This is a genomic window from Levilactobacillus senmaizukei DSM 21775 = NBRC 103853, assembly GCF_001592085.1.
Lineage (GTDB): Bacteria > Bacillota > Bacilli > Lactobacillales > Lactobacillaceae > Levilactobacillus > Levilactobacillus senmaizukei.
This window is the reverse complement of sequence record NZ_BCWD01000006.1, coordinates 64,633-89,953: the sequence shown is the minus strand read 5'-3', so window position 1 is coordinate 89,953 and position 25,321 is coordinate 64,633. Positions and strand designations below refer to the sequence as shown.

At 49.0% G+C, this 25,321-nt stretch carries 26 protein-coding genes and 2 tRNA genes; 2 read left to right on the top strand and 26 right to left on the bottom strand.

The annotated features are described in order from the left end of the window. Positions 1 to 19: 19 nt before the first annotated feature. From tpiA to LSE01S_RS03715, 5 genes are all read right to left on the bottom strand, one after another. A complete protein-coding gene (gene tpiA, locus LSE01S_RS03735) occupies positions 20 to 778 on the bottom strand; it encodes a triose-phosphate isomerase (protein ID WP_061776284.1) in 759 nt (252 codons plus the stop codon). Positions 779 to 920: 142 nt separating this feature from the next. Beyond that, complete coding sequence (locus LSE01S_RS03730) at positions 921 to 2,123, bottom strand: phosphoglycerate kinase (RefSeq protein WP_061776283.1); 1,203 nt, start codon at positions 2,121 to 2,123, stop codon at positions 921 to 923. Positions 2,124 to 2,301: 178 nt separating this feature from the next. Further along, positions 2,302 to 3,312: a type I glyceraldehyde-3-phosphate dehydrogenase gene (gene gap, locus LSE01S_RS03725; RefSeq protein ID WP_061776282.1), complete on the bottom strand. Its 1,011-nt coding sequence runs from the start codon at positions 3,310 to 3,312 to the stop codon at positions 2,302 to 2,304. A 67-nt stretch (positions 3,313 to 3,379) separates the two neighbouring features. Continuing rightward, on the bottom strand, positions 3,380 to 4,408 hold the full coding sequence (locus tag LSE01S_RS03720) for a sugar-binding transcriptional regulator (protein WP_061776281.1): 1,029 nt from the start codon (positions 4,406 to 4,408) through the stop codon (positions 3,380 to 3,382). A gap of 184 nt (positions 4,409 to 4,592) precedes the next feature. Continuing rightward, positions 4,593 to 4,664: transfer RNA gene (locus tag LSE01S_RS03715), tRNA-Arg, on the bottom strand. Positions 4,665 to 4,793: 129 nt separating this feature from the next. Here LSE01S_RS03715 and LSE01S_RS03710 point away from each other — a divergent pair. Next, positions 4,794 to 5,405 carry an ECF transporter S component gene (locus tag LSE01S_RS03710; RefSeq protein ID WP_061776280.1) on the top strand — a complete coding sequence of 204 codons (612 nt, stop codon included), beginning with the start codon at positions 4,794 to 4,796 and terminating at the stop codon, positions 5,403 to 5,405. Between the two features lie 56 nt (positions 5,406 to 5,461). Here LSE01S_RS03710 and LSE01S_RS03705 read toward each other — a convergent pair. From LSE01S_RS03705 to LSE01S_RS03695, 3 genes are all read right to left on the bottom strand, one after another. Further along, positions 5,462 to 5,533 (bottom strand) — tRNA-Arg (locus LSE01S_RS03705). Positions 5,534 to 5,625: 92 nt separating this feature from the next. After that, entirely contained in the window at positions 5,626 to 6,357 is a 732-nt protein-coding gene (locus tag LSE01S_RS03700) for a LiaF transmembrane domain-containing protein (protein ID WP_061776279.1), read from the bottom strand. Between the two features lie 6 nt (positions 6,358 to 6,363). Continuing rightward, positions 6,364 to 6,807 carry a LytTR family DNA-binding domain-containing protein gene (locus tag LSE01S_RS03695; RefSeq protein ID WP_061776278.1) on the bottom strand — a complete coding sequence of 148 codons (444 nt, stop codon included), beginning with the start codon at positions 6,805 to 6,807 and terminating at the stop codon, positions 6,364 to 6,366. Between the two features lie 269 nt (positions 6,808 to 7,076). Between LSE01S_RS03695 and clpP the strand changes: the two genes are divergently transcribed. Continuing rightward, positions 7,077 to 7,673, top strand: a complete 597-nt coding sequence (clpP, locus tag LSE01S_RS03690) for an ATP-dependent Clp endopeptidase proteolytic subunit ClpP (RefSeq protein WP_061776277.1) — start codon at positions 7,077 to 7,079, stop codon at positions 7,671 to 7,673. A 33-nt stretch (positions 7,674 to 7,706) separates the two neighbouring features. Here the strand turns inward: clpP and LSE01S_RS03685 are convergent, their stop codons facing one another. From LSE01S_RS03685 to pstB, 18 genes are all read right to left on the bottom strand, one after another. Then, complete coding sequence (locus tag LSE01S_RS03685) at positions 7,707 to 8,138, bottom strand: hypothetical protein (protein WP_061776276.1); 432 nt, start codon at positions 8,136 to 8,138, stop codon at positions 7,707 to 7,709. A gap of 87 nt (positions 8,139 to 8,225) precedes the next feature. Continuing rightward, entirely contained in the window at positions 8,226 to 9,164 is a 939-nt protein-coding gene (gene whiA, locus LSE01S_RS03680; protein WP_061776275.1) for a DNA-binding protein WhiA, read from the bottom strand. A gap of 4 nt (positions 9,165 to 9,168) precedes the next feature. Further along, a complete protein-coding gene (mgfK, locus tag LSE01S_RS03675; RefSeq protein WP_061776274.1) occupies positions 9,169 to 10,182 on the bottom strand; it encodes a gluconeogenesis morphogenetic factor MgfK in 1,014 nt (337 codons plus the stop codon). Further along, on the bottom strand, positions 10,179 to 11,063 hold the full coding sequence (rapZ, locus tag LSE01S_RS03670) for an RNase adapter RapZ (protein WP_061776273.1): 885 nt from the start codon (positions 11,061 to 11,063) through the stop codon (positions 10,179 to 10,181). Before rapZ ends, mgfK begins: the two co-directional genes overlap by 4 nt. Before the next feature lie 190 nt (positions 11,064 to 11,253). Further along, entirely contained in the window at positions 11,254 to 11,799 is a 546-nt protein-coding gene (locus LSE01S_RS03665) for an HdeD family acid-resistance protein (protein ID WP_061776272.1), read from the bottom strand. Positions 11,800 to 11,939: 140 nt separating this feature from the next. After that, complete coding sequence (uvrA, locus tag LSE01S_RS03660) at positions 11,940 to 14,807, bottom strand: excinuclease ABC subunit UvrA (RefSeq protein ID WP_061776271.1); 2,868 nt, start codon at positions 14,805 to 14,807, stop codon at positions 11,940 to 11,942. A 20-nt stretch (positions 14,808 to 14,827) separates the two neighbouring features. Further along, positions 14,828 to 16,834, bottom strand: a complete 2,007-nt coding sequence (gene uvrB / locus LSE01S_RS03655) for an excinuclease ABC subunit UvrB (protein ID WP_061776270.1) — start codon at positions 16,832 to 16,834, stop codon at positions 14,828 to 14,830. Between the two features lie 114 nt (positions 16,835 to 16,948). Then, the gene (locus LSE01S_RS03650) at positions 16,949 to 17,476 is read right to left on the bottom strand and encodes a hypothetical protein (RefSeq protein WP_061776269.1); all 528 of its coding nucleotides are present in this window, start codon (positions 17,474 to 17,476) and stop codon (positions 16,949 to 16,951) included. After that, on the bottom strand, positions 17,473 to 18,114 hold the full coding sequence (locus tag LSE01S_RS03645; RefSeq protein ID WP_061776268.1) for a YfbR-like 5'-deoxynucleotidase: 642 nt from the start codon (positions 18,112 to 18,114) through the stop codon (positions 17,473 to 17,475). Before LSE01S_RS03645 ends, LSE01S_RS03650 begins: the two co-directional genes overlap by 4 nt. Before the next feature lie 75 nt (positions 18,115 to 18,189). After that, positions 18,190 to 19,128, bottom strand: coding sequence for a thioredoxin-disulfide reductase (gene trxB, locus LSE01S_RS03640; protein ID WP_082622330.1), 939 nt, complete (start codon positions 19,126 to 19,128; stop codon positions 18,190 to 18,192). A gap of 64 nt (positions 19,129 to 19,192) precedes the next feature. After that, on the bottom strand, positions 19,193 to 20,092 hold the full coding sequence (galU, locus tag LSE01S_RS03635) for a UTP--glucose-1-phosphate uridylyltransferase GalU (RefSeq protein ID WP_061776267.1): 900 nt from the start codon (positions 20,090 to 20,092) through the stop codon (positions 19,193 to 19,195). Positions 20,093 to 20,120: 28 nt separating this feature from the next. Beyond that, positions 20,121 to 21,134, bottom strand: a complete 1,014-nt coding sequence (locus LSE01S_RS03630; RefSeq protein WP_061776266.1) for an NAD(P)H-dependent glycerol-3-phosphate dehydrogenase — start codon at positions 21,132 to 21,134, stop codon at positions 20,121 to 20,123. Between the two features lie 15 nt (positions 21,135 to 21,149). After that, positions 21,150 to 22,001 carry a prolipoprotein diacylglyceryl transferase gene (gene lgt / locus LSE01S_RS03625; RefSeq protein ID WP_156470463.1) on the bottom strand — a complete coding sequence of 284 codons (852 nt, stop codon included), beginning with the start codon at positions 21,999 to 22,001 and terminating at the stop codon, positions 21,150 to 21,152. A 17-nt stretch (positions 22,002 to 22,018) separates the two neighbouring features. Further along, the gene (gene hprK / locus LSE01S_RS03620; RefSeq protein WP_061776264.1) at positions 22,019 to 22,954 is read right to left on the bottom strand and encodes an HPr(Ser) kinase/phosphatase; all 936 of its coding nucleotides are present in this window, start codon (positions 22,952 to 22,954) and stop codon (positions 22,019 to 22,021) included. Between the two features lie 87 nt (positions 22,955 to 23,041). After that, positions 23,042 to 23,413 (bottom strand): phage holin family protein, encoded by a 372-nt coding sequence (locus tag LSE01S_RS03615; RefSeq protein WP_061776263.1) that lies wholly within the window; start codon positions 23,411 to 23,413, stop codon positions 23,042 to 23,044. A 2-nt stretch (positions 23,414 to 23,415) separates the two neighbouring features. Beyond that, positions 23,416 to 23,748 carry a PspC domain-containing protein gene (locus tag LSE01S_RS03610; RefSeq protein WP_061776262.1) on the bottom strand — a complete coding sequence of 111 codons (333 nt, stop codon included), beginning with the start codon at positions 23,746 to 23,748 and terminating at the stop codon, positions 23,416 to 23,418. A 112-nt stretch (positions 23,749 to 23,860) separates the two neighbouring features. Then, complete coding sequence (gene phoU / locus LSE01S_RS03605) at positions 23,861 to 24,538, bottom strand: phosphate signaling complex protein PhoU (RefSeq protein WP_061776261.1); 678 nt, start codon at positions 24,536 to 24,538, stop codon at positions 23,861 to 23,863. A gap of 12 nt (positions 24,539 to 24,550) precedes the next feature. Continuing rightward, positions 24,551 to 25,309: a phosphate ABC transporter ATP-binding protein PstB gene (pstB, locus tag LSE01S_RS03600; protein ID WP_061776260.1), complete on the bottom strand. Its 759-nt coding sequence runs from the start codon at positions 25,307 to 25,309 to the stop codon at positions 24,551 to 24,553. Positions 25,310 to 25,321 lie beyond the last annotated feature (12 nt).

The window sequence follows — 25,321 nt, the reverse complement described above, 5'->3', positions numbered from 1 at the left end:
CAATTAGATTCTCAGCGTTTTACAAACTTTGGTAATGTGCTAACTGAACAAATGATTTTTCGTCCAAGCTGGACCCGCCGGCTAGAACACCATCGACGTTATCATTCTTCATCAGACCCGCAATATTATCCGGCTTAACACTCCCACCATATAACACACGAACCCCATTAGCTAGGTCATCTGAATAGATGTCAGCCAACGTTTGTCGAATGAGGTAACAGCCTTCTTCGGCCTGATCGGAAGACGCAGTCGTGCCACTGCCGATTGCCCAACTAGGTTCGTAGGCCACCACAATTTTCGCGGCATCTTCAGCGCTGACACCCTTCAATGCAGCGGACACTTGGTTAACCACCCAGTGAATTTTTTCACCGGACTCACGACGACCCATGGTTTCATCACAACAGACGATTGGCGTCATGCCGTTTCGAAAGACCGCTTGGACCTTCCGATTAATCACGTCGTCGGTCTCGTTAAAGTACCGCCGCCGTTCGGAATGTCCCACGATCGTGTAGGGAATCCCCATTTGATGAAGCGCCCGTGGGCTAGTTTCACCCGTAAAGGCCCCTTCGTCTTCGTAATAACAGGTTTCCGCCCCAATCTTTAAGACCTCGTCATGATTGGCATCCAACATGGTCTGTAAGAACAATGCTGGCGCGGCAATGGCCGTTTCAACCTGGTCTGCAGCAGGTAACTGACCCTGGATATCTTCGATAAACTGCCGAGCCTCTTGAACACTCTTATTCATTTTCCAGTTTCCAGCGATGAGTGGTATTCGCAACCTGATCCACCCTTTCTAAAAATAAACTAACTACGCCCATCATCTTACCGAATTCACTATAGAGAAGCCAGTGAAAGCCCCTCCAGTCTTCTCAAATGACGAGAAAAAGCCGTGGTGACCTGCACCACAGCTTTTTAAAGTTTTACTTATCAGAAATAGCAGCAATCCCTGGTAAGGTTTTACCTTCAAGGTATTCCAAGGAAGCACCACCACCGGTTGAAATGTGTGAAAGCCGGTCGGCAACCCCTAATTGTTGAACGGCAGCAGTTGAATCACCACCACCAACAATGGTCTTGGCATCGCTTAACGTCCCCAAGAACTTCCCAATTTCCAAAGTACCTTCGGCATAGTTGCTCATTTCGAAGACACCCATTGGGCCGTTCCAAACAACCGTCTTGGCCGTCTTTAACACGTCTTCAAACTTGGCAATCGACTTAGGTCCAATGTCCAAAGCCATGTAGCCATCAGGAACATCGCCATCAACCGTCTTGTGGTCGGCATCGTTATCGAACTTTTCAGCAACAACGGAGTCAACTGGTAAGACCAACTTGTCGCCGGCCTTTTCCAGAATTTCCTTGGCTAAGTCGATCTTGTCAGTTTCAACCAAAGAATTCCCAATCTTAATCCCTTTGGCAGCGTAGAACGTGTAAGTCATCCCACCACCGATTAAGATCTTGTCAGCCTTAGCCAATAAGTTGTCGATAACCCCGATCTTGTCGGAAACCTTGGCACCACCCAAGATAGCAACAAATGGGTGTTCAGGATTGTCCACGGCACCACCGATAAAGGTAATTTCCTTTTCCATTAAGAAACCAGCAGCCGTTTGGGGCATGTTGGCAGCAATCCCGACGTTAGAGGCGTGAGAACGGTGAGCCGTCCCAAACGCATCGTTAACGAAGACATCCCCCAAAGAAGCCCAGTACTTACCCAATTCAGGATCGTTACCGGATTCACGCTTAACGTATTCGCCATCTTTAACGTCTTCGTAACGGGTGTTTTCCATAACCAAAACATCCCCATCATTTAAACCATCAATGGCATCTTCGAGTTGTTTACCTTCGGTCGTTGGCACAAAGGTAACGGGTTTATTTAATAAATTAGAAAGCCGTTCGGCAACTGGCCGCATGGACAGACCAGGCTTGTCGTCTTCAGTCTTGACCCGACCAAGGTGAGACAAAAGAATCGCCTTACCACCATGATCAATCACGTACTTGATGGTTGGTAATGCCGCAACAATCCGGTTATCGTTGCCGATCACACCGTCTTTGATGGGAACGTTAAAGTCGACCCGCATCAAAACTTTTTTGCTCTTTAAATCTAAATCAGAAACGGTTAATTTAGCCAATTTAGAAAAACCTCCTTGAATGAATAGATCTTTACTCTCGCTTACGTTCACAAATATACAGCACTTAATCCGGAAATTCAAAGGACGACTCCCAGCCTTAAGGGCTAATTAAAAACGCGTCGGAGTAATTTCTCCTCCGCCGCGTTTTTTAACTTAACTCCTAATACGAAGCTGGCGCTTAGAGCGTAGCGAAGTGGAGTAAAGTCCGTACCATGTTGCAAGTGAAGCCCCATTCGTTGTCGTACCATGCAACCGTCTTAACTAATTGCGTGTCACCGGCAGTGGTAACTTCAGTTTGGGTAGGATCGAATACTGAACCGTGGTCATCATCGATGATATCGCTAGAAACAATTTCGTCAGCGTTGTAACCGTAAGCATCGTTGTTTGCGGTGTGCTTCTTCATTGCATCGTTGATTTCATCAGCAGTAACCTTCTTGTTCAGAACAGTTACTAATTCAGTCAAAGAACCGTCGACAACGGATACCCGTTGTGCATGGCCTTGTAACTTACCCTTTAATTCAGGGATAACCAAGCCGATAGCCTTAGCGGCACCAGTTGAGTGAGGAATCGTGTTAACACTGGCAGTCCGGTTGTTACGCATCTTCTTGCCACGAGGGCCATCCAAGATCATTTGAGTTGAAGTAAAGGCATGGATAGTCGTCATAGTCCCTGCTTGGATACCAAAGTCTTCATTTAAGAAGTAAGCCATTGGTGCTAAGCAGTTGGTCGTGCAAGAACCAGCAGAAACGATTACGTCGTCCTTAGTCAGTTCATCTAAGTTAACACCAGGAACAACCGTCTTAACGGCACCGGCTGGAGCAGATACTAAGACCCGCTTAACGCCAGCATCAAGGTGAGCTTGTGACTTTTCTTCTGAGGTGTAGAAACCGGTACATTCGAGAACGAAGTCAACCCCGTCGTTCTTAACCCAAGGAATGTTTTGTGCCTTTGGTTCGGCATAAACTGGGTATTCCTTGCCGTCAACCACGATGCCCTTATCCGTAGCGGAAACTTCGCCAGGGAAGCGGCCATGAGTTGAATCATACTTCAACAGGTAAGCCAACATTGAAGGTGTCGTCAAATCGTTGATGGCAACAACTTCGATGTCGCTTGAGTGGAGTTCGTGAATCCGCTTGAAAGCCAAACGGCCGATACGTCCGAAACCATTAATACCAATCTTTACAGTCATACTGTGAGTTCCTCCTTCAGGAAGTTCTAAAGAATAATTTTTTAAAAAGCAGTACACATGAAGTATATCACCTTTTTAAAACAAAGTCAGCGGCACCGTCGTCTGTGACCAGCCAGGTCTGTGACGGTGCGAGTTGCATATAAGCCGCGATGGCCGCGCCCTTTTCACTACCTCCAGCAACCGCGATGACCACCGGCTTTTTTGCCAGGTCATCGATCTCCAGGCCGATTCGTGGGATCTTGCTTACCACGTGACCTTCATCGTCAAAGAAGTAACCAAATGCTTCTCCTACAGCATGGGCCGCGGTTAAGTCAGCGACAGCGTGGGGGGCCATCTTACGACGCTCCGCCATATCCAAGGCCTGGCCGATCCCGTGAACCACGACGCTACTACGATCAATCAGTTGCAAAACTTCATGGATACTGGGTTCTGCAAATAGCTGTTGGTAGGTTGCCGTCGTAAGCTGTTCCGGAATATAAAGTTGGCGAAAGGTACTGTTGGTGTGTTGCGCCATCTGAGCACAAACGGTGTTGGCCTGAATGGCCGGTGACTCGCCCACACCCCCGCGGGCCGGAACGAACAACAACTGACGGTTCATCGCCAGTGTTGGGGTCAATACCTGCCCCAAGGTGGCCAAAGTATGACCACCCATGACGGCAATGGTACTCTTGCCTACTGGCAAACGCTCGGCCAACACTTTAGCACCAGCCTTAGCCATCCCCGACAGGCTGCCAGTAGCAGCCGAACTATCTCCGGGGACAATCGTACAGTGTTCGATACCAAGCCGTTGGGCCAGTCGCCGTTCACGTTGTTGACGCCCCGCAAAATCATCCATAACGGGGGTCAGCCCCCGCAGGGCCTGACGGCCGGCCGGCGTCAATTGCATACCTTGCGTAGACATTTGAATCAGGCCTAAGCCTTCCAAAGCGGTCGTAACCGTCCGAACGGTGCGTTCAGACACCACCAGGTGGTCTGCCAATGTCCGGCGGCCGATGGGCTGTTGGGCGGAAATTCCCTGTAAGATTCGGAAACGCGTTGTGAGCTGGTCCGTCATCTGCGGCATTACTGCTTCGATCCATTGCCAGTCCATTTGCATCGCGTCAGCCTCCTAATGGGACGTTTACCGTCCAGCGTGGGTCCAGATACGCCCACATTGCCCAAAAAATTAAGACAATCACATGCCTACAAGTGATAGTATAAGCCTCTGAGCAACCGTTTGGCAAGCACTTCATTCCAACGAAAAAAGGTCTCACCCCGCAAAGGATGAAACCTGATTGTGATGCGCCCGGAGGGAATCGAACCCCCATTTCAAGAACCGGAATCTTACGTGCGATCCATTACACTACGGGCGCAAACTCTTTCAATAAAAAACACTATGAATACTATAACTGATTGTGGATAAAAATACAAGCCACTGCCTGTTATTATCGGTTCAAACGGTGCTATAATAACTGCATTAAACTTTTCGTGGAGGTTCCAACATGACCCGTCATAAAACATTTCGTTTGGTTATTGATGCCCTATTGATGGCTATTGTTCTCTTACAAAACATCCTACCATTTTTAGGATACATCCCCCTTGGCCCCTTCAGTATGACCCTAATTGGTCTTACTGTAATCATCGCTGCCATCGCATTAGGACCGGCTGATGGCCTCATCATTGGCACCTTTTGGGGCCTAATAACCTTCATTCGGGCGTTCACCTGGCCGTCTAGTCCCGTGGCCCCACTGGTCTTCACCAATCCCCTGATTTCTATCCTACCACGGCTGTTGATGGGGCTACTCGCCGGGATCGTTTACCTCTGGGTTCGCCGTCACTGGCACCGAGAAGCCCTGGCCATGCGCCTGGCCGCGGCAACGGGCGCCCTGGTTAATACCGTACTGGTCATGGGCCTAATCTACGTGTTTTACCAAACGCCCGCCGTGGCCACCGCCTTTGGCGCCAAGGGCAACCAGACTCTTGGTTACGTTCTCATGATTTCCATCCTAACCAATGGGGTTCCCGAACTCATTTTAGACGTGCTCGTCGCCCCGCTAATTGCCGGTCCGTTGCGGAAACGCTGGGATCGCTTAAACCACTCAGCCAAGTCCTAAGCGACCTGGCTTTTTTAGATCAAAAAAGCCGCAACGACAATCGTTACGGCAACTGATGCGCCCGGAGGGAATCGAACCCCCATTTCAAGAACCGGAATCTTACGTGCGATCCATTACACTACGGGCGCAAAACAGCATCAGCTTTTTCAAGCACTTACTACTATAACCGATGCTAAATATAAATTCAAGTCTTCCTTTGATTATTTTTGAGGCAAGATCACTAGATATAGAATATGACTACGGAACCAAATGACGTGCGCCCCTTAACCACCAACTTCTGTTCCGCAGTACTGGTGCTTTCACCACGTTCGCCAACCGTACCGAAGTCCGTTGAAAGATCAATGTGTACCTGCCATTCCTTAGGCACATACAATTCAACCCCACCGAAAGAATTATCGACCCAGGCCACGGCCCCCTCTGAACTGAGGGTAACGTCGTCAAAATAGACCTTGGCGTTACCCATTGACGACTTAATTCGCACACTCTTTAAATTGTCCGATTGTAAATACCGAATGCTAGCACTCATATTAACGTCGACCACGGTTTCCGAATCATTAACGTCCGTAATGGCGTCGACACTACGGCCCCAGTCATGCCGACCATTATGCCAGCTTTCACCGTGATGACCAGTGAAACGCCCTTGCCAACGCCAGCGTGGACGAAAAATCATGGACAGACCAATGGTCAGCAACACGGCCGCCCCTAAGATAGTCCAGGGTGCTAGCTGGACAATACCCAACGGCTTGGCGAATAGAATGGCCAGGAAAGCCAGCGAAAAGACAATGCCCCCGACAGAAAAATGCATCAGACTTTCAACTAAAGCGGCCACCAGGAACATCGCCAACAGTAGTGTCCAAAAACCAATGTGAACCGTCAAGATGCCTAATTGACTGGTAATTAAAATCCCTGCCGACAGGACAAAGAAGACACCCCAAAACCAATTTCTTTTCATTAATTGTTACCCCTTTCGCTCCAACCTATTTTTCAATTCCTTGTAGTAACGCCGCGAAACATAAACTTGTTTAGACGACTCCCGAAACCGAACCAGATTGCCGGTCACGGATTTAGTCAGCGACCGAACCTGATCGCGATTGAGGATGGCAGACTTGGAAATCCGTTGGAAGGACTCCGGTAGTTGTTCCGCCAGCTCATACAGCGGCAGCCGGGTCATAAACATCTCTTTGGCCGTATGTACCGTCACCTGATGGTCGGCCGCCTCCAAGAACAGAATATCGGCGATCTTCACCTGATATTGATGCCCACGCTGTCCCAAGGTCAGCCGATCACTATCCGTGAGTCTGGCAATTTTCTGGGCCAAGGCGGCCCCTTTGGCCGCGTCATTCACACGAATCACAACCTCCGGCTCGGTTGACCCGACATTAACATCCACCCGAATTTTCAAGTACTCACCTCCTCTGATGTTCCTAGTAAACCACAAACCCACAGACTTGAAAATACACCTTACGTAAGTGGTTATTTCCTTGACGTAACTGGTCAATTTAAAAACAGAATACGTGACGTTTTAATAAACTCTGTTATGATAGTTTTAGTTAAAAGGTTAGCAGGATCAAGGAAGTCTTTTTGTTTGACCTACTTTGACCATAGCAGTACACTAACAACATGTTAGCAAACTGCTAGCCATTCAATTGTAAAAAGGGAGGCTATCTTGTCATGAATTTAGTACCAACAGTTATCGAACAATCATCCCGTGGCGAACGGGCTTATGATATTTATTCACGACTTTTAAAGGACCGGATCATCATGTTATCAGGCCCTATCGAAGATGACATGGCAAATGCCATCATTGCGCAATTGCTCTTCTTGGATGCCCAAGACTCTACCAAGGATATTTCGCTTTACATTAACTCGCCTGGTGGTGTGGTTTCATCCGGATTGGCTATTTACGATACCATGAACTTCATCCAATCTGACGTTCAAACGATTACGTTAGGGATGGCAGCTTCAATGGCCAGTGTCTTGGCCTCATCAGGGACCAAGGGTAAGCGGTTTGCCTTACCTCACGCTCAAGTGATGATTCACCAACCTTCTGGTGGTGCCCAAGGGCAACAAACCGAAATTGAAATTGCTGCGCGGGAGATCTTGAAGACCCGGAAGACCATTAACCAATTACTGGCTGATAACTCTGGTCAACCAATCGAACGGATTAACCAAGATACTGAACGGGATAACTACTTAAGTGCTCAAGATGCCGTTGACTATGGTTTAATCGACCACATCATGACTAACAGTAGCGACCAAAAGAAGTAATCTAAAATGAAATAGGACTGGCTGCAGCCAGCCCTATTTTTTTGTGTGTAAACAGACCTGAATCACCAAAATTACCGGAGCAAAAACAATCCAACCAAACCGCAAGAGTCCGCGTAGCAATCCGTTACTCATGCGCATCAAGGTATCCTGATCGTGAGCGTTTGCCCACGAAACTCGGCTGTGTGGCGACCGCCAGTCACCGCCGCGATCATGCGCCACTACATCACGATTGTGCCATCTGACACCGGGCTTAATCTGTTGACGCAACCGCCAGCGATCACACACCTGGCCTTCCAAATCGGCCACCCAGGGATAGACAAAGATGCCCGCCGCCAGAAAATACCAGAAGAAACGATCGAAATTTGGTCGGATATCCAGGCCCCAACTATGGCCCGTAAACCAGGCATAGGCTGTTGCAAACTCGGCAACGTTAAAATACTCCGTCAGTAATCGCCAGGCTCTCAAGGAGATCACGTCCTTTCTGCGACCCCCATTATACGAATGGCCTCGATAAAAAAATCAGCTAACCGCATATTTGGTTAGCTGACTTTTTTAAGCTGTGGCCTCGCCACGTAACTGTTTGGCATAATCATTAATTTTCCGGAGACGATGGTTAATTCCCGACTTTGAAATCGGACCACCAGGGACAAGATCCCCCAACTCCTTCAAGCTGACTTCACTGTGGGCCAAACGGGCCTCAGCCACTTCACGAAGCTTCGTCGGTAATTGCCCCAACCCCACGGTAGCCTCGATAAACTGAATATTATCGATCTGCCGCGTGGAAGCCGTCGCCACTTTATCCAAATTGGCATTCTCACAGTTCACCAACCGGTTGACCGAATTTCGCATATCCCGCATGATTCGCACGTCTTCAAACCGCAGCATCGCCGTCGTGGCCCCGATGAGCGACAGGAAGTCCGCAATTCTTTCGGCACCCTTAAGATAGGTAATGTACCCACTCCGCCGAACAATCGTCCGGGCATTTAAGTCGTAACGGTTCATCATTTCCGCAATCATCTGGTTATGCTCTTCATACAAGGAGTAAATTTCCAAGTGATAGCGACTGGTCTCCGGATTGTTAACGGACCCGCCGGCCAGAAAGGCCCCCCGCAGATATGACCGAACTTGCATGTCATCATCCAGAATTTCTTCGGGCACGGACTCCAGGAGTTGCATCCCATCAAAAATGCCAAGGTCGGATAAGACCTCCGTCACACCAGTTTTAACCCGAACAATGTACAGATTATTCTTCTTCAGTTTCATCTTCCGCCGAACCAGCAATTCACTCTCCAAGTCGTAGAACTGCTTAAGCAGCTGGTACATTCGTCGAGCAATTGCCGGATTTTCCGTTTGCACGTTTAAAACGAAGCGATGGTTGGCGAGTCCGAGGGCCCCATTCATGCGAATCAGGGCTACCAGTTCCGCCTTAGCGTTGTCACGATGGACATCTAAGGTGGTTAATTCTTTTTTTACTTCACTAGCATATGACATTTAATTAACCTCGTGAGTCCTTCTGGAAACGCGGCTGACCAATCAGGTTCAGTAGTTCATGGACCACCTCTTGACCATTATGGAACGCCCCGTTATCTCTAAGTTGTAGGAAATCGGTGGAAATTACCCGACATCCCTGGCTACGTAAACCCTGAAAATCATGTTTAACCGGTTGGGACATCTCATCCCACCGTTGATAGTCGATGTACTTATCGGGAACCTTGCCTGTATTGACCAACACCGTATCGATGAAGTTAGCCCCCAGGTGTTCATTCAACACCCGCACGTGGTCAGCATCCGTAAAGTTTTCCGTTTCACCCTTTTGCGTCATGATATTACAGATATACACGACCTCTGCAGGACTTTCCCGCACCGCCTTACCAACACTACTGATCATTAAATTAGGCAGGATACTGGTAAACAGGCTACCAGGCCCCAAGACAATCTGATCGGCATCCATGATCGCATCAATCACGGGCTGGGCTGCTCGTGGTTGGGCATGGTGATTACTGGTTTCTACCCAGACACGCTTGATTAGCTTATGGGCCGCAGTAATCTCCGCTTCACCGCGTAGCGTGGTGCCATCGGCAAATTGGGCGTGTAATTCCAGTGGCTCATTGGCCGCCGGATAGATATGACCATTGACTCGCATCAACTGTGAGAGCTCCTGGACCGCATCAAAGATGCCCCCCTTCATTTCCGAAAGGGCCGCGATAATCAAATTACCAATCGCGTGGCCAGCAAAGAAATCATCGGTTGTCTCAAAGCGATACTGAAACAGGTCCTTGTAAATGCCAGGAATTTCCGCTAACGCCACCATGACGTTACGAATATCACCAGGCGGAACCACGTTCACATAGTGCCGAATAATCCCAGAGGAGCCCCCATCATCGGCAACCGTGACAACTGCGGTAATGTCGACGTCCTGATCGCGTAGATTACTCAGGATGACGGGCAATCCCGTTCCTCCACCGATCACCACAATCTTAGGTCGTCGGCTCTTCATTAAATCTCTCATGATCGATTTGCGGACTCCTTTCGCTTCTCGATGTCCCGGTGCGTCACATTGACCGGGTACATATCGCCGAGGGCCTTAGCAATTCGCCGCACGATGGCAACCGACCGGTGTTGACCCCCGGTACAGCCAATGGCAATGGTGAGATTTGACTTGCCCTCTTTTTTATAGCCCGGAACGATCGTCTTCAGGAGACCAATAAAGCGTTCATAGAACTCCTCGGTCTGTGGCTGATTCATCACGTAGTCGTAAACGGACTGGTCCTTGCCAGTCAATTCACGCAGTTCGGGTAAGTAATACGGATTGGGTAGGAAACGAACGTCCATCACAATGTCGGCATCGATGGGTAACCCATACTTAAACCCAAATGACATCAAGTCGATGTGAAAGACGTGGACCTCCTCGGTTTCATAATTATGGAAAATTTCTTCACGGAGTTTGCGGGGGCTCAACTTCGTCGTATCAATGACGAGTTGTGCCGCTTGCCGGATCGGAGCCAACAGGGTTCGCTCGCGTTGGATCCCTTCCATCACGCGACCATTACGTGCCAAGGGATGGGCTCTTCTAGTTTCCTTATACCGGGAAACCAGCTCTTCATCCGAGGCGTCTAGAAACAAGACTTGTGCGTTCATCATCCCATGAACGGCTACGTCGTTAAGCATCCGGACAATTTCGTCATAAAAGGCCCGTGAACGCAGGTCCATGACCAGGGCAATCTTGGACAATTTTCCTGATTCACGCACTAAATCCCACAATTTAGGGAGTAACGATGGGGGCATATTATCAATACAGAAATAGCCGAGATCTTCGAAACTTTGCATGGCAACAGTTTTCCCGGCACCACTCATCCCGGTGATAATCACCAGGTGGATTTCATTCGTCATGACACTCCTCCAGCTTTCCTTTTTAAAAACGTCTTTAAGCAGTATAGCATACCGGGCGTGTCTTTTCCTAATATTTCGTTTATCTCCCTAACAAAGTTATCCAATAATCGTTTTCAACCCGTTATTTTCGTCCGATTGTACGAAAAAAGGCCAAGACCGTGGTCTTGACCTTCTGATCGATTAGTTAAGTTTACGACCGACTGCGGGCAAACGCAATCCAGATCGCATTCACGCCGAAGATGATGAAGAACATGGCGATCAGCCCGTTCAGTGACAGGGCCGCGGCGATGGGATGAATGAACAACATGATCCCCACGACTAATGTCACCACGTCCAGGATGATGGACAACCAGTAGAAGCTCCCGCCAAACCGACGCAGGTGACTGGCCACAATCAACCGCTCCAGTGAATCAAAGATAAACCAGAGGGCAAACAGGTACCCTAGGCTCACGATGGCACTATTCATGTCGAAAAAGAACACGATGGCAATCAAGATATCTAGAATCCCAAAGGCCAGCGCAAAGTTGGCGCGTAGCCCGGTTACATCGCGCAACTTCTTGTAGCCGGCAATCGTGGTGAGGCCACTCAATAGGGCCAGCACCGCAAAGATAATGGCCAGTCCGGTTAGGCCAACCTTAGGGGAACGGAGTAATCCCCCGGCCGCAACCAAGAATAAAATTCCGAGAATGAATTCACTCCAGTCGAAGCCCCAACGAGTACGATTCATATTAAACATATCTGCATCTCCTCACAACACCGGTTAGTACGCACCGGTTTTCAACCATTGTACTGGTTTTTAATGGCGCTCACAAGCACCCCATCTAAAAAGACGGGCCAACCCGACGACTGTCGGGCGATCCCGTCTTGATTAAATCTCTATGAGGCTGCCGGATCTGTGTGATCCGCTTCGGTCCGCGCACGGTCTCGTTCCAGAACCGGCTTCAAGTATTGACCGGTATAACTGGCCTGTACTTCAGCCAGTTCCTCGGGTGTCCCGGTGGCAACCACGTTTCCACCGGCTTCCCCGCCTTCGGGACCCAGGTCAATCAAGTGGTCCGCCGTCTTAATCACGTCCAAGTTATGCTCAATGACTAAGACTGTATTGCCCTTGTTGACCAATCGGTGGAGGACCTCCAGCAACCGCTTAATGTCGTCAGTGTGGAGCCCCGTCGTTGGTTCATCGAGGATGTAAAAATTCTTACCGTTCTGTTGCTTATGCAATTCGGAAGCCAACTTCATCCGTTGTGCTTCCCCACCGGATAAGGTGGTTGCCGGTTGCCCCAGCTTAACGTAGCCTAACCCAACGTCCTGAATTGTCTGTAGCTTACGGGTAATCTTAGGAATGGCCTCAAAGAACTTCAAGGCTTCACTGACCGTCATGTCCAAGACATCAGCAATGTTCTTGCCCTTGTATTCAACTTCCAAGGTCTCGGAATTATATCGCGTTCCATGACAAACTTCACAGGGAACGTAGACGTCTGGCAAGAAGTTCATCTCAATCTTCAGGATTCCATCACCATGACAGGCCTCACAACGTCCGCCCTTGGTGTTAAAGCTGAAGCGACCCTTTTGGTACCCCCGGAGCTTGGCATCGTTGGTCTGAGCGAATAGGCTCCGCACATCATCGAACACCCCGGTATAGGTTGCCGGGTTGCTTCGTGGCGTCCGTCCAATCGGACTTTGGTCGATATTGACTAGCCGCTCGATGTTTTGGACCCCTGCAATCTCATCGAACTTACCCGGCTTTTCGGAGTTGTGATTCAGCTTCTGAGCAATAGCGCGTTTCAAAATAGTGTTGACCAAAGTTGACTTCCCAGAACCAGAGACCCCGGTTACCACGACAAATTCGCCAAGTGGAAAATCAACGTCGATCGACTTCAAATTATTTTCAGCGGCACCCGTAATCCGAATTTCCTTGCCATTGCCTTCACGACGGCTCAAAGGTACCGGAATATACTGCTTACCCGACAGATACTGTCCAGTCAGCGACTTCCGAGAACGCATGACCTGTTTAGGTGTTCCCGCGGCCATGACGTGGCCACCGTTTTCGCCCGCGCCAGGACCAATGTCCACGATATAATCGGCTGCCCGCATGGTGTCCTCGTCGTGTTCAACCACGATCAGCGTATTCCCGAGATCCCGCATTTGCTTCAATGAGTTAATCAATCGGTCATTATCCCGTTGGTGTAGTCCAATCGAAGGCTCATCCAAAATGTACAGTACCCCAGACAGGTTAGATCCAATTTGTGTGGCCAACCGAATTCGCTGAGCTTCCCCACCGGACAAGGTTCGAGCGGAACGACTCAGCGTCAGGTAGTCCAAACCAACGTTCTGCAGAAAGGTTAACCGGTCACGGATTTCCTTCAAGATTGGTTGAGCAATTACTTGGTCCTGTTCCCCAAAGCTGAGGTTTTGGAAGAAGTGTAGCTCCTTACCGACTGGAAGGTCCGATACCTCGCCAATGTGTTGGTGGTCAATCTTGACACTGAGCGCCTGTCGATTTAAACGATAACCGTGACAACTCTGGCAGGTTAATTCGGCCATGTATTTCCGCATAACATCGCGGGTGAAGTCACTGTTGGTTTCATGGTAACGGCGATCAATGTTAGGGACAACCCCTTCAAAGGCGACGTCGATGTCACGAACACCGCCGAAGTCGTTTTCATAATGAAAATGGAATTCACGGCCGTTGGAGCCATTTAGAACGGTCACTTGGTCTTCCTTTGAAAGGTCTTTAAATGGTGTATCCATATCAATACCAAAGGCATCGCAGGCCTGTTCCAATAAGGCCGGATAGTATTGCGAACTAATGGGATTCCAAGGCTCGAGGGCCCCTTCACGCAAGGTCTTGGTCTTGTCCGGAACCACCAGGTCCAAGTCGACCTCCAACTTGACCCCTAAACCGTCACATTCGGGACAAGCCCCAAAGGGGGCGTTGAATGAAAACAGTCGTGGTTCTAACTCGCCAACCGTAAATCCACAGACCGGACAGGCATAATGCTCGGAAAAGATCATTGGTTCACCATCAATCAGATCGGCAATGGCATAGCCACCGCTTAACCGTAGCGCCGCTTCAAAGGAGTCGAACAACCGGGAACGAATCCCGGACTTAATCACAATTCGGTCGATAACAATTGCAATATCATGATTTTGATTTTTATTTAGCTCGGGCACGTCGTCCAGGTCCATGGTTTCACCATCGACCCGTACTCGAACAAACCCTTCCCGTCGGATCTTTTCGAAGATCTTCTTATGTTGGCCCTTCTTAGACCGGACGATTGGCGACAATATTTGGAGCTTTGTTCGTTCCGGCAAGACCAGCACCTGGTCAACCATCTGTTCAACACTTTGACTCGTAATCGTCGTCCCATCGTTAGGACAGATGGGCGTTCCCACGCGGGCCCAGAGGAGACGGAGGTAGTCATTGATCTCAGTCACCGTTCCGACTGTAGACCGGGGGTTCTTCGACGTGGTCTTTTGGTCGATGGAAATGGCCGGACTCAAGCCATCGATTGAATCTACATCCGGTTTATCCATTTGCCCCAGAAATTGACGGGCGTAGGAAGACAGGCTTTCTACATACCGTCGCTGGCCCTCGGCGTACAGGGTATCAAACGCCAAGGAACTCTTGCCAGAACCGGATAACCCACTAATGACGACCAGCTTATTCTTTGGAATCGTCACGTCAATATCTTTTAAATTATGGGCGCGCGCCCCGTGAATAACAATTTTATCGTTTGCCAATGGACATTTCTCCTTACTACCTAGTCACCAATCTCGGTCTTCATCTCCATGACTGTATCCCGGAGGGAAGCCGCCTGTTCAAAGTCTAACTTCTTCGCTGCTGCCCGCATTTCATCTTCCAAACGAGCAATCAACTTCTCTTGATCATCACGATCCATATCCTCAAAGTCACTGGCGACAAAATCATCCTTCTCACCAGCATTTTCATCGGTTTTCGTGACCGAAATCAGATCACGAATTGGTTTAATAATCGTAGTTGGCGTAATCCCATGTTTCTTGTTGTAGGCAATTTGCACCGTCCGCCGACGAGCGGTTTCGTCCATCGCAGCCTGCATCGAATCCGTCACGGAATCAGCATACATGATGACCGACCCATGCGAGTTTCGGGCAGCCCGCCCAATCGTTTGGATCAACGACCGTTCGTTTCGCAAGAAGCCTTCCTTATCTGCATCCAGAATCGCCACCAGCGAGACTTCGGGAATATCGATCCCTTCCCGCAACAGGTTAATGCCGACCAAAACATCATACTTCCCTAATCGCAGATCCCGCATGATTTCCGTTCGTTCTAGGGTCTTAATGTCAGAGTGAAGATAGGCCACCTTGATCCCCAAGTCTTTCATATAATCGGTTAAGTCTTCCGCCATCTTTTTAGTTAAGGTCGTGACAAAAGTTCGCTCGTTCTTATCAACCCGAGCGTTAATCTCGCCAACCAGGTCATCCATTTGCCCCATGATTGGCCGGACCTCGATCGTCGGGTCTAGTAACCCAGTCGGTCGGATGATCTGTTGGACAACGTGATTCGTCTGCTCTTCTTCATAAGGACCAGGCGTTGCTGACATGTAAATGACCTGATTCATATGCTGCTCAACTTCATTTAACTTTAGGGGACGGTTATCCAGGGCACTTGGCAGCCGGAAACCATAGTCCACCAACTGTTGTTTCCGTGCTCGGTCACCGTTATACATTCCCCGGACCTGTGGCATGGTCACGTGGGATTCATCGACAACCATCAGGAAGTCTTTAGGGAAGAAGTCCATTAGTGTGTAGGGCGGCTCGCCAGGTTTCCGGCCATCCATCCACCGTGAATAATTTTCAATTCCGCTGGTGTACCCCATCTCCCGCATCATTTCCAGGTCATAGGTGGTCCGTTGCTTCAACCGCTGAGCCTCCAACAGCTTACCGGCACCTTCTAACTCGGCAACCCGGTCCTTCAGTTCCCCTTCGATGCCATTCGTGGCCTCGGCCATGATATCATCGTTAGTCATGAAGTGGGTCGCAGGGAAGATCGCCACGTGTTCACGATCGGCCACGATTTCACCAGTCAGCGCATCGACCTCGCGAATCCGGTCGATCTCATCACCGAAGAATTCCACCCGTAACGCGCGTTCATCACGCGATGCTGGGAAAATTTCGACGACATCCCCATGAACCCGGAAGCGGCCCCGTTGGAAATCATAATCGTTTCGTTCAAATTGAATATTAACTAACTTGCGGAGCAAGGCATCCCGCTCAATCTCTTGACCCACGCGTAAAGAAACCACGTGATTTTTATATTCGGTTGGGTCCCCTAAACCAAAGATGGAGGAGACGGAGGCCACGACAATCACATCGTTACGTTCCAATAAGGAACTCGTCGCCGAATGCCGTAGTTTATCAATTTCATCATTAATCGAAGAGTCTTTTTCAATATACGTATCACTCGAAGGCACATACGCCTCGGGTTGATAATAATCATAATAACTCACAAAGTATTCAACCGCATTGTTGGGGAAAAATTGCTTGAATTCTCCGTACAATTGGCCCGCCAGCGTCTTATTATGCGAAAGAACCAGCGTTGGTTTATTCACATTTTTGATGACGTTAGAAATGGTAAACGTCTTCCCTGTCCCGGTGGCTCCCAATAGAATTTGGGCCTTCTCACCGTCTTCAAGACCCTGGGTTAAAGCCTTGATTGCCTGGGGTTGGTCCCCCGTAGGTTGATACTTTGAGACCAGGTCGAACTTGCGATCCGTCTGTCGATCGATCATGAATGATTGCCTCCCTTACCGATTATTTATTCATCAGAAAAATGGGAAACGTGCTGTTTCCCATCGTGCTCAAATATTTTACCACACCGAACATACTTTCGCCAATTTGCTGTTTCAGTCGGTGAACTTGTCCTGATAGATGGTCACATTAGCCGTTCGGGCTTCCCGAACAATACTGGTCGTCCTGATGGGCGTCAAACCACAGTCTTGCCAAAACGTCGTGGCATCCCGGTCGCCCATAAACACATTCAATTGTAACTGAACGGCTTCCACCCGTTGTAAGACGGTCTTCAACGACTGATAGAGTGTCCGTTGATCATCATGGGTCAACGACTTATCCGCCATCCAAAGTCCCAGCCAAACTAAGCTTGGCAAGGGATAGTCGATGATTAGGTCGACGATTAAAACCAAATGACCCTGGTGGAACACGCCCAGGTAGGCCTTTTGTTCCGGTAAGGCTTTGAATGGTAAGTCGGTGACGTCCTGGATTGCTTCTTGCCGGGTCACCGGATGATCTTGAAAGTGGTTAAAGTAGTCGGGATGAGCCACCTGAAATTGGTAAATCAGATCATCATCCGCATGCGTCAGCTCACGGACGGTCTCGTCAGGCAAAGCTTGTTGCCATAATGCTGCTAATTTCATGCCTGCTTCTCCTTTAATAAATCACTGGTTAATTCGGCCAACTTTTGCCGGTCACTGAAATCCGCCGCCAGCATCTCCGGTAAGACTGCCGATAGGAAATATTGGACACAAGCCATCTGTTTAAATTTCAAAATTGTGGCCAGGCTTTCCCGGTAGATCGACATGTAGACCGGTTCCGGATTGCCCTTTTGAATTTCGCCAAAGGATTCATAGAGCAAATCAACCTTATCGGCCACGGACAGAATTTGCCCTTCCAAACTATCGTCCTTACCCTCGCCTAGTCGACGGGCGTACGCCGCTTGGAATTGCGTGGGGATTTCATTTTCAATAAAGTTCGCGGTCAACGACTTTTCAACATCCGCTAACATCGTCCGGAGCTGTGGTGTTGCATACTTCACCGGTGTCTTGATGTCACCAATAAACCGTTCCGTATAATCGTGATTTAACGACTTTTCATACAACAAACGCCAGTTAATGTCATGACCAGCTTGTTCCTCGACATCCCCCAGGAATTGGGCAACCTCAGCGACCTTAAACGAGTGGGCCGCCACCGAGTGTTGTTCAAACTTGAAATAACCAGGGGCCCGGTTGATCGTCTCTAGGTCGCTCAAACTTTGCAAAAACTGATTCATCCCCATATAAGATTCACTCCTTCTGATGTCATAAAAAAACGGAAACTCCCCGCACCGGGTCGTCTCCGTTAAGTTTACCATTTATTTAGCTGCAGCTGCAGACTTTAGCGATTCGATGTAACTGAAGGCCTCTTGGCCAGCAATCCCACCATCACCAACCGCCGTCGTGATTTGCCGCAAGGTCTTTTGCCGCACGTCACCGATGGCGAAGATACCAGGAACGGTCGTCTTCATATCGATGTCGGTCTTAATCCAACCAGCATCGTCTGTAATCCCAAGTCCGGTGAAGGCCTCAGTCATTGGTAAAGTCCCCACGTAAATGAAGACCCCATTGGCTGCAATTTCGCCCTTGTCACCAGTCTTGTTGTTTAAGGTTGCCACACCGGTAACCTTCATCTCGTCACCCAAGATTTCAGTCACGTTGGTGTTCCAAACGAATTCGATCTTGTCGTTAGCAAAGGCCCGGTCCTGTAAAATCTTTTGGGCGCGTAATTGATCACGACGTACCACGATCGTTACCTTAGAAGCCAAGCCAGCCAAGTAAATGCCTTCTTCGATCGCTGAGTCACCACCGCCGACAACGACAACGTCACGGTTCTTAAAGAATGCCCCATCGCAGACCGCGCAGTAGGAGACCCCTCGGCCACCGAACTTATCTTCGCCAGGTACGCCGAGCTTCTTGTACTCAGAGCCAGTTGCCACAATGACGGCCTTAGCAGTGTAATCACCATCATCGGTTTTAACGATCTTATGGTCGCCATGATCTTCAATGGCCTCAACACTACCATATGCGAATTCAGCCCCAAACTGGGTTGAGCCATCATACATATCCTTAGCTAAGTCCGGTCCTAAGACTGACTTGAAGCCAGGGTAGTTTTCGACTGCTGCGGTGTTATTCATCTGGCCGCCATAAATGCCGCGGTCCAACATTAATACGGATAAATTGGCCCGTGAAGCGTACAGAGCCCCTGTCATACCGCCAGGACCCGCACCAATCACAATGACATCATAATTCTTCAACGTTAGCGCTCCCTTCTGCTGTTTACCATGAGGACACTTTACTATTAAAAAGTAAGTTTGTCACCTATTTCGACTTGGACTCTGATTGACCGCTTAACTTAGCGCCCATTTCCTTGATATAGGCTGTCAGTTGGTCCTTCGTCTCTGGGTGTTGTAGGCCATATTCAATATTGGTCTTAATCCAGCCAAACTTGTTACCCACATCATACCGCTTACCGGTATATTCATGGGCAAATACGCGTTGCGTCTTGTTTAAGTTATCAATGGCATCCGTTAATTGCAGTTCGTTACCCAGTCCAACCGGCGTCGTCTCCAAGGCCTCAAAAATTTCTGGGGTAAATAGGTAACGGCCAATGATTGCCAAATCACTGGGTGCCTCATCCGGTTGGGGCTTTTCAACAAAGCTTGTCACATTATACAGGCCAGGTGCGGTTTCCTCAGAAGGATTAATCACCCCATACTTGGCGGTATCCTTATGCGGCACTCGCATAACGGCCAGTGTTGAGGCACCCGTCTCATCGTACCGATCGATTAGCTGCTTGGTCAATGGGACCTTGCTATCCGTCATGTCATCTCCCAGTAGGACCACAAAGGGTTCGTCACCAATGAAGGCCTTAGCGGTCAACACGGCATCCCCCAAGCCCCGCGGATAAGGCTGACGAATGAAGTACAGGTTCAGCCCAGTGGTTTCCTTGACCTGTCGGAGCATTTCGTCCTTGTGCTTAGCAGCCAGATTGGCTTCCAATTCAGGATTGGAATCAAAGTGGTCTTCGATCGACCGCTTGGACTTTCCATCCACAATCACAATGTCTTCGATTCCCGACTTACGAGCTTCTTCGACAATGAATTGAATCGTGGGCTTATCCACAATTGGTAACATTTCCTTGGCTAATGCCTTGGTTGCTGGTAAGAATCGGGTACCCAAACCTGCTGCTGGAATGACTGCTTTTCTAACTTTTCTCATATCTAAAACCTTCCTCGTATCCCCTATTTTAAAACTCCGACCGGCCTTCGCGTTGCATCAAGTCAGAAATGGCTTGACGAATGTCTTTGCCTTCATAAATTACTTGATAGATCGCCTTAGTAATTGGCATAGAAACTCCCCGTTCCTGTGACAATTCATAGGCTGCCTTGGTGGTTGCTAACCCTTCAATGACCATCCCCATATGGTCAATGACGTCGTCCAATTTTTCACCGCGGCCCAACTCGTCACCGGCTCGCCAGTTCCGAGAATTAGAACTCGTGCCAGTAACAATGATATCACCAACCCCTGACAGGCCGATGAAGGTCATCGGGTCCGCCCCAAACGAGGTACCCAACCGAGAGATTTCAGCTAAGCCTCGGGTCATCAACGCCGCCTTGGCATTGTCACCATAACCCAGCCCATTCAATGCTCCGGTTCCTAAGGCAATAATGTTCTTTAGTGCGGCACCAATTTCCACGCCAATCACATCGGAGTTCGTGTAAACCCGGAAGTAAGATGTCATGAATAATTTTTGCACGTACTTTGCTGCATCCGGACTCTCACTAGCCGCCGTCACCAGGGTGATGTCCTTGCGGGCAACATCCTCGGCATGGCTAGGACCAGAGATAACACTAACTGCCTTACGATTGGCGGCTGGAATTTCCTCAGCCAGAACTTGAGACAGTCGCTTATATGTCTTTTGTTCAATCCCTTTACTTGCATGAATGATTTGCGGCTGTAAATTCTTAGCCGCTAAAATGGTTGCCACTTGGCCAGCCACCGAACGAATAGCCTTAGTGGGCACAACGAACAGAACGGCATCGACATCCGTCAGTGCCTGCGCGAGATCTGAATAAGCCACTAACGATGGAGAATAAGTAAAGTCCTTGATGTAACGCGAATTGGTATGTTTCGTGTTCAGTTCTTCAACTTGGTCCGGGTTATATGACCACAGACGGACATCATGCCCGTTTTCGTCTAGGACGCTCGCTAAGATTGAACCCCATGAACCGGCACCGAGGACTGCAATTTTCTCTGACATAATAATGGATTCTCCTTATTTAGAAAGATTAGTTTGTTTTTGAAATGGATTACCGTCAAGATACGCTGGTAGCGGCGCTGATCGACGGCGCCGATAAATCATAATCGCCAATGCCCCAACGAACAGAACGATCGACAGGACTTGCGAGATCCGCAATAGATGGAATAGCCACAGACTATCCGTCCGCATCCCTTCGATAAAGAACCGTCCGAATGAATACCACAGGACATAGCTGAGGAACACCTCACCCTGCTTAAATAATCCTGGATAATGACGGAGACTCATCAGAACCACAAAGCCCAACAGATCCCAGGTTGACTCATACAAGAATGTCGGTTGCCGGTAGGACCCGGTAATCAACATTTGTTGAATAACCCAGTCCGGTAAATGCAGGCCTTGCAAGAAGCTCAGACTAGTTATTTGACCGAAAGCTTCCTGATTCATAAAGTTTCCCCAGCGGCCAATCGCTTGGCCTAAAATCACGGTTGGCGCAGCCACATCGAGCATCAACCACGTCGGGATAAAGCGCGAACGACAGAACAGATAAACCACAATGCCTGCCCCAATCAACGATCCATAGATGGCAATACCGCCATCCCAAATCGCGATGATTTCCCCGGGATTCTTCGCATAATACTTCCACTCGAAGATCACGTAGTAGAGGCGTGCCGCAATCAAAGCCGCGGGCAAGGCCCACAGAATCATGTCGTAGATATCGTCGGCCTTGATCCCCCGACGATTTCCCTCGCGAACCGCGAGCAGAACAGCGATAATGACTCCGGTCGCAATAATAACGCCGTACCAGTGGACCTGGATGGGGCCCAAGTGAACGGCAATAGGATTAAGCGCCGCTATTATTGGTAACAAGATAACGCCCATCCCCCTTAAGATTTATTCGCATTTTGTTTAATTAGACGTTTCAGATTATCGTCGAAGACCTTAGTGGCATCGTAGCCCATTGACCGCGCCCGAAAGTTCATAGCCGCTGCTTCAATAATGATCGCTAGGTTCCGCCCAGTTTTAACTGGAATATTAATTTTCGGCACCACCACGTCGAAGAACCGTTGGCTCTCGGTGTTGTTACCCAACCGGTCGAAATGGCTGTCATCGTGCCAGAGTTCCAGATGGACAATCAGATCGATATCGACCTCACTTCGAACCGCGCCGGCACCGAAGAGATTCATCACGTCGATAATCCCGATTCCCCGGATCTCCAACAAGTGGCTCAGAATAGCCGGTGCAGCCCCAACCAGGGTCTGTTCGTCCTGTTGATAGACCTCCACGCGGTCATCAGCGATCAGTCGATGACCCCGCTTCACTAATTCCAAGGCGGTTTCACTCTTACCAACTCCGGAATCACCGGTAATCATGACCCCCACCCCGTAAATATCAACCAGGACCCCATGAACCGATTGGCGTTCGGCTAATTTACCTTCCAAGAAGTTGGTCATGTTACTAAGAACCCGAGAAGTCGTGAGCTTGGTTCGCAGGATTGGAATATGGGCCGCCTCGGCCGAAGTCGTCAACTCTTCAGGAGGATCGAGTTGCGTCGAGATCACGAAGGCTGGCGTTTCCGGTTGACACATCTTGGTCATCACATCGACCAATTTATCATGACCCATCCCTTTGGCAAAGGATGTTTCCGTAATCCCTAGCAATTGAATTCGTTTTGCTGGGTAGTAGTTAAAGTAACCGGTTAATTCCAACCCCGGCCGCGAAATATCACTCGTCGTAATCTGCCGATCCAGGTCATCTTCACCAGCATAAATTTCTAAGCGGTTAGCCTTGACCAGATCGGCCACCGTGACACTCTCTGTCATGGACGTTCCTCCTTACTGCATAGCAAACTAACTTAATTTTAGCACTTTACCGAGGTGACTCCTACCAAATTAGCCCCAGTTCCCCAGTTAATTTCGAGCAAAGTGGTCACTAATGATGGCGTTAACAATTGCCATCACGACGGTAATCAGCAATGTGACTCCAAACGACGAGAAACTGAAGTTGCTCCCAATGACGGCAGACGTGAGTTCCAACATGGCTGCATTCACAACCACGCTAAATAATCCCAGCGTGAGAATCGTAATGGGTAATGACAAGAGAAATAAAATGGGTCGAACGATCGCATTCAAAATTGCCAAGACAAAGCTGGCAATCAACGCGATGCCCACCCCAGAAACGTAAAAGGCATGTTGATACGACCCGGCTAACGAACTTTGGAAGAAGCCCGCCAAGGCTAGAAAAATGGCCGCATTGATCAAGATTCGAGGCCAGAAACGCATGACTAATCACCATCCTTATGGTGGTCGTTAACATCATGTTCCGAAACGTCATGAATCACCTTACGGTCGGGCGTCTCTGGTTGTTTCCGCCCACCGGTAAACAGATCGCGAAAGTTGATACCTGTCGGGCGAGAATCATCCAGTGGCATAAAGGTCATGCAGACCGCATAGATTAAAAGACCTAGCGGGCCATGGGTTGGCAGTGCTAATGAGATCAACACATAAATAACCCGCAAGAGGTTCGCATTCCAATTAAAATAAGCTGCGATGCCGCCGAGTACCCCTCCAATTAATCGATTGGTACGTGAGCGAGCAAATTTTTTCTTTTCAGCCATCGACGGTTCCTCCTTAAAAAAACTTCACCTAATAACGCAAGAATAACGAAAGCGACCCCTGAAAGCAAGTTTCCAGGGGTCGCTGGGCGAAATCTTCAACTTTGGTTAAGCTTTAATCGTCATCATCATTGCTAGCCGAATTTAATTCGATAATCTGGCCAGACTTCAAATAAATAATCCATTCACAGACATTGGTAACGTAATCACCGATCCGGCTGAGATCCTGGGCAACGTTAAGGTAAATTGACGCGCCAGTCTCAAATGCTGGGTCCAAGCGCATCTGTTGATAACTATCTGCTCGGACTTGATGATTAAGTTGGTCTAGTTGATGATCGACGGCGGCCAATTGTCGGGCAACATGTTCGTCCTTATTGACGTATGCCGTCAGCACGTCGCGAACCATTTGGGTCGTCAACTGCCCCATCTTATCGATGAGCTGCTCCAACACGGGAATCTTCTGTTTCGTCCCAAACTTAATGGTTGCGTGGGCAATGTTGCGGGCGTGGTCCCCGGCTCGTTCAAGTTCCGAGACCGCCTTTAAGATGGTCACAATCTCGCGCAGGTCGGTCGTCACCGGTTGATACAGGGCAATCATCTCAAATGTTTTCTTTTCAAGGGCAATCTCACGCTCATTGATCTCGTGGTCGTGGTCAATAATCTGTTGTGCGGCCATGGCATCACGATTCTTGAATGAATCAACGGCCTGCTGAATAACTTCACTGACAAGCATGCCCATTTCAGTAAAGTCAGCATCTAGTTCTGCCAACTCATCATCAAATAGTCTCCGCATGATTTAGTCTCCTTACCCGAATCGACCGCTAATATAGTCTTCCGTCTGTTTTTTAGCGGGATTCATAAAAATATTCTTGGTCTGATCTACTTCGACAAGCTCACCGTTCATAAAGAATGCTGTCCGATCGGCAATCCGAGAGGCTTGTTGTAGATTATGGGTCACAATAATAATCGTATAATCGTGCCGTAAATTCAAGAGAGTTGCCTCGATTTGGCTACTAGACACTGGATCTAAGGCACTCGTCGGCTCATCCAACAGAATAATTTCCGGTGAAACGGCCAACACGCGAGCAATGCAGACTCGTTGCTGTTGTCCCCCGGATAACGCCAAAGCACTCTCGTGGAGGTGATCCTTCACTTCATCCCAAACAGCTGCCTGCCGCAAAGATTTTTCAACCACCGCATCCAATTTTTCTTTATCTTTTTCGCCAGCAATTCGTAACCCATAAATCACGTTGTCATAAATTGAAAATGGAAAGGGATTGGGTTGTTGGAAGACCATACCGATTTCCTTGCGGATTTGAACCGTGTCGGCACTGGGTGAATAGAGATCCTGATCCTTAAATTTAATCGTCCCCGTGATGGTGACATTGGGAATCAGATCGTTCATCCGATTCAACGTCCGCAGGTACGTGGACTTTCCACAACCAGAAGGACCAATTAGGGCGGTGATCCCTTTTTCCGTAAAGTCTAAGTTAATTCCCTTCAAAGCTTCTTTATCCCCATAGTACAGATGCAAATCTTGCGTCGTCAAGATTTCCTCACTCATTGTATTTCCTCC

Coding starts and splice junctions, on each gene's coding strand:
- clpP (WP_061776277.1), top strand. CDS start 7,077: ATGAATTTAGTACCAACAGTTATCGAACAATCATCCCGTGGCGAACGG.
- LSE01S_RS03650 (WP_061776269.1), bottom strand. CDS start 17,476: ATGAAATTAGCAGCATTATGGCAACAAGCTTTGCCTGACGAGACCGTC.
- LSE01S_RS03700 (WP_061776279.1), bottom strand. CDS start 6,357: ATGAAAAGAAATTGGTTTTGGGGTGTCTTCTTTGTCCTGTCGGCAGGG.
- rapZ (WP_061776273.1), bottom strand. CDS start 11,063: ATGACGAATGAAATCCACCTGGTGATTATCACCGGGATGAGTGGTGCC.
- LSE01S_RS03610 (WP_061776262.1), bottom strand. CDS start 23,748: ATGGCTGAAAAGAAAAAATTTGCTCGCTCACGTACCAATCGATTAATT.
- whiA (WP_061776275.1), bottom strand. CDS start 9,164: ATGTCATATGCTAGTGAAGTAAAAAAAGAATTAACCACCTTAGATGTC.
- hprK (WP_061776264.1), bottom strand. CDS start 22,954: ATGACAGAGAGTGTCACGGTGGCCGATCTGGTCAAGGCTAACCGCTTA.
- LSE01S_RS03645 (WP_061776268.1), bottom strand. CDS start 18,114: ATGGGGATGAATCAGTTTTTGCAAAGTTTGAGCGACCTAGAGACGATC.
- phoU (WP_061776261.1), bottom strand. CDS start 24,538: ATGCGGAGACTATTTGATGATGAGTTGGCAGAACTAGATGCTGACTTT.
- LSE01S_RS03630 (WP_061776266.1), bottom strand. CDS start 21,134: ATGTCAGAGAAAATTGCAGTCCTCGGTGCCGGTTCATGGGGTTCAATC.
- LSE01S_RS03615 (WP_061776263.1), bottom strand. CDS start 23,413: ATGCGTTTCTGGCCTCGAATCTTGATCAATGCGGCCATTTTTCTAGCC.
- LSE01S_RS03710 (WP_061776280.1), top strand. CDS start 4,794: ATGACCCGTCATAAAACATTTCGTTTGGTTATTGATGCCCTATTGATG.
- LSE01S_RS03665 (WP_061776272.1), bottom strand. CDS start 11,799: ATGTTTAATATGAATCGTACTCGTTGGGGCTTCGACTGGAGTGAATTC.
- galU (WP_061776267.1), bottom strand. CDS start 20,092: ATGAGAAAAGTTAGAAAAGCAGTCATTCCAGCAGCAGGTTTGGGTACC.
- uvrB (WP_061776270.1), bottom strand. CDS start 16,834: ATGATCGATCGACAGACGGATCGCAAGTTCGACCTGGTCTCAAAGTAT.
- mgfK (WP_061776274.1), bottom strand. CDS start 10,182: ATGAGAGATTTAATGAAGAGCCGACGACCTAAGATTGTGGTGATCGGT.
- gap (WP_061776282.1), bottom strand. CDS start 3,312: ATGACTGTAAAGATTGGTATTAATGGTTTCGGACGTATCGGCCGTTTG.
- LSE01S_RS03720 (WP_061776281.1), bottom strand. CDS start 4,408: ATGCAAATGGACTGGCAATGGATCGAAGCAGTAATGCCGCAGATGACG.
- pstB (WP_061776260.1), bottom strand. CDS start 25,309: ATGAGTGAGGAAATCTTGACGACGCAAGATTTGCATCTGTACTATGGG.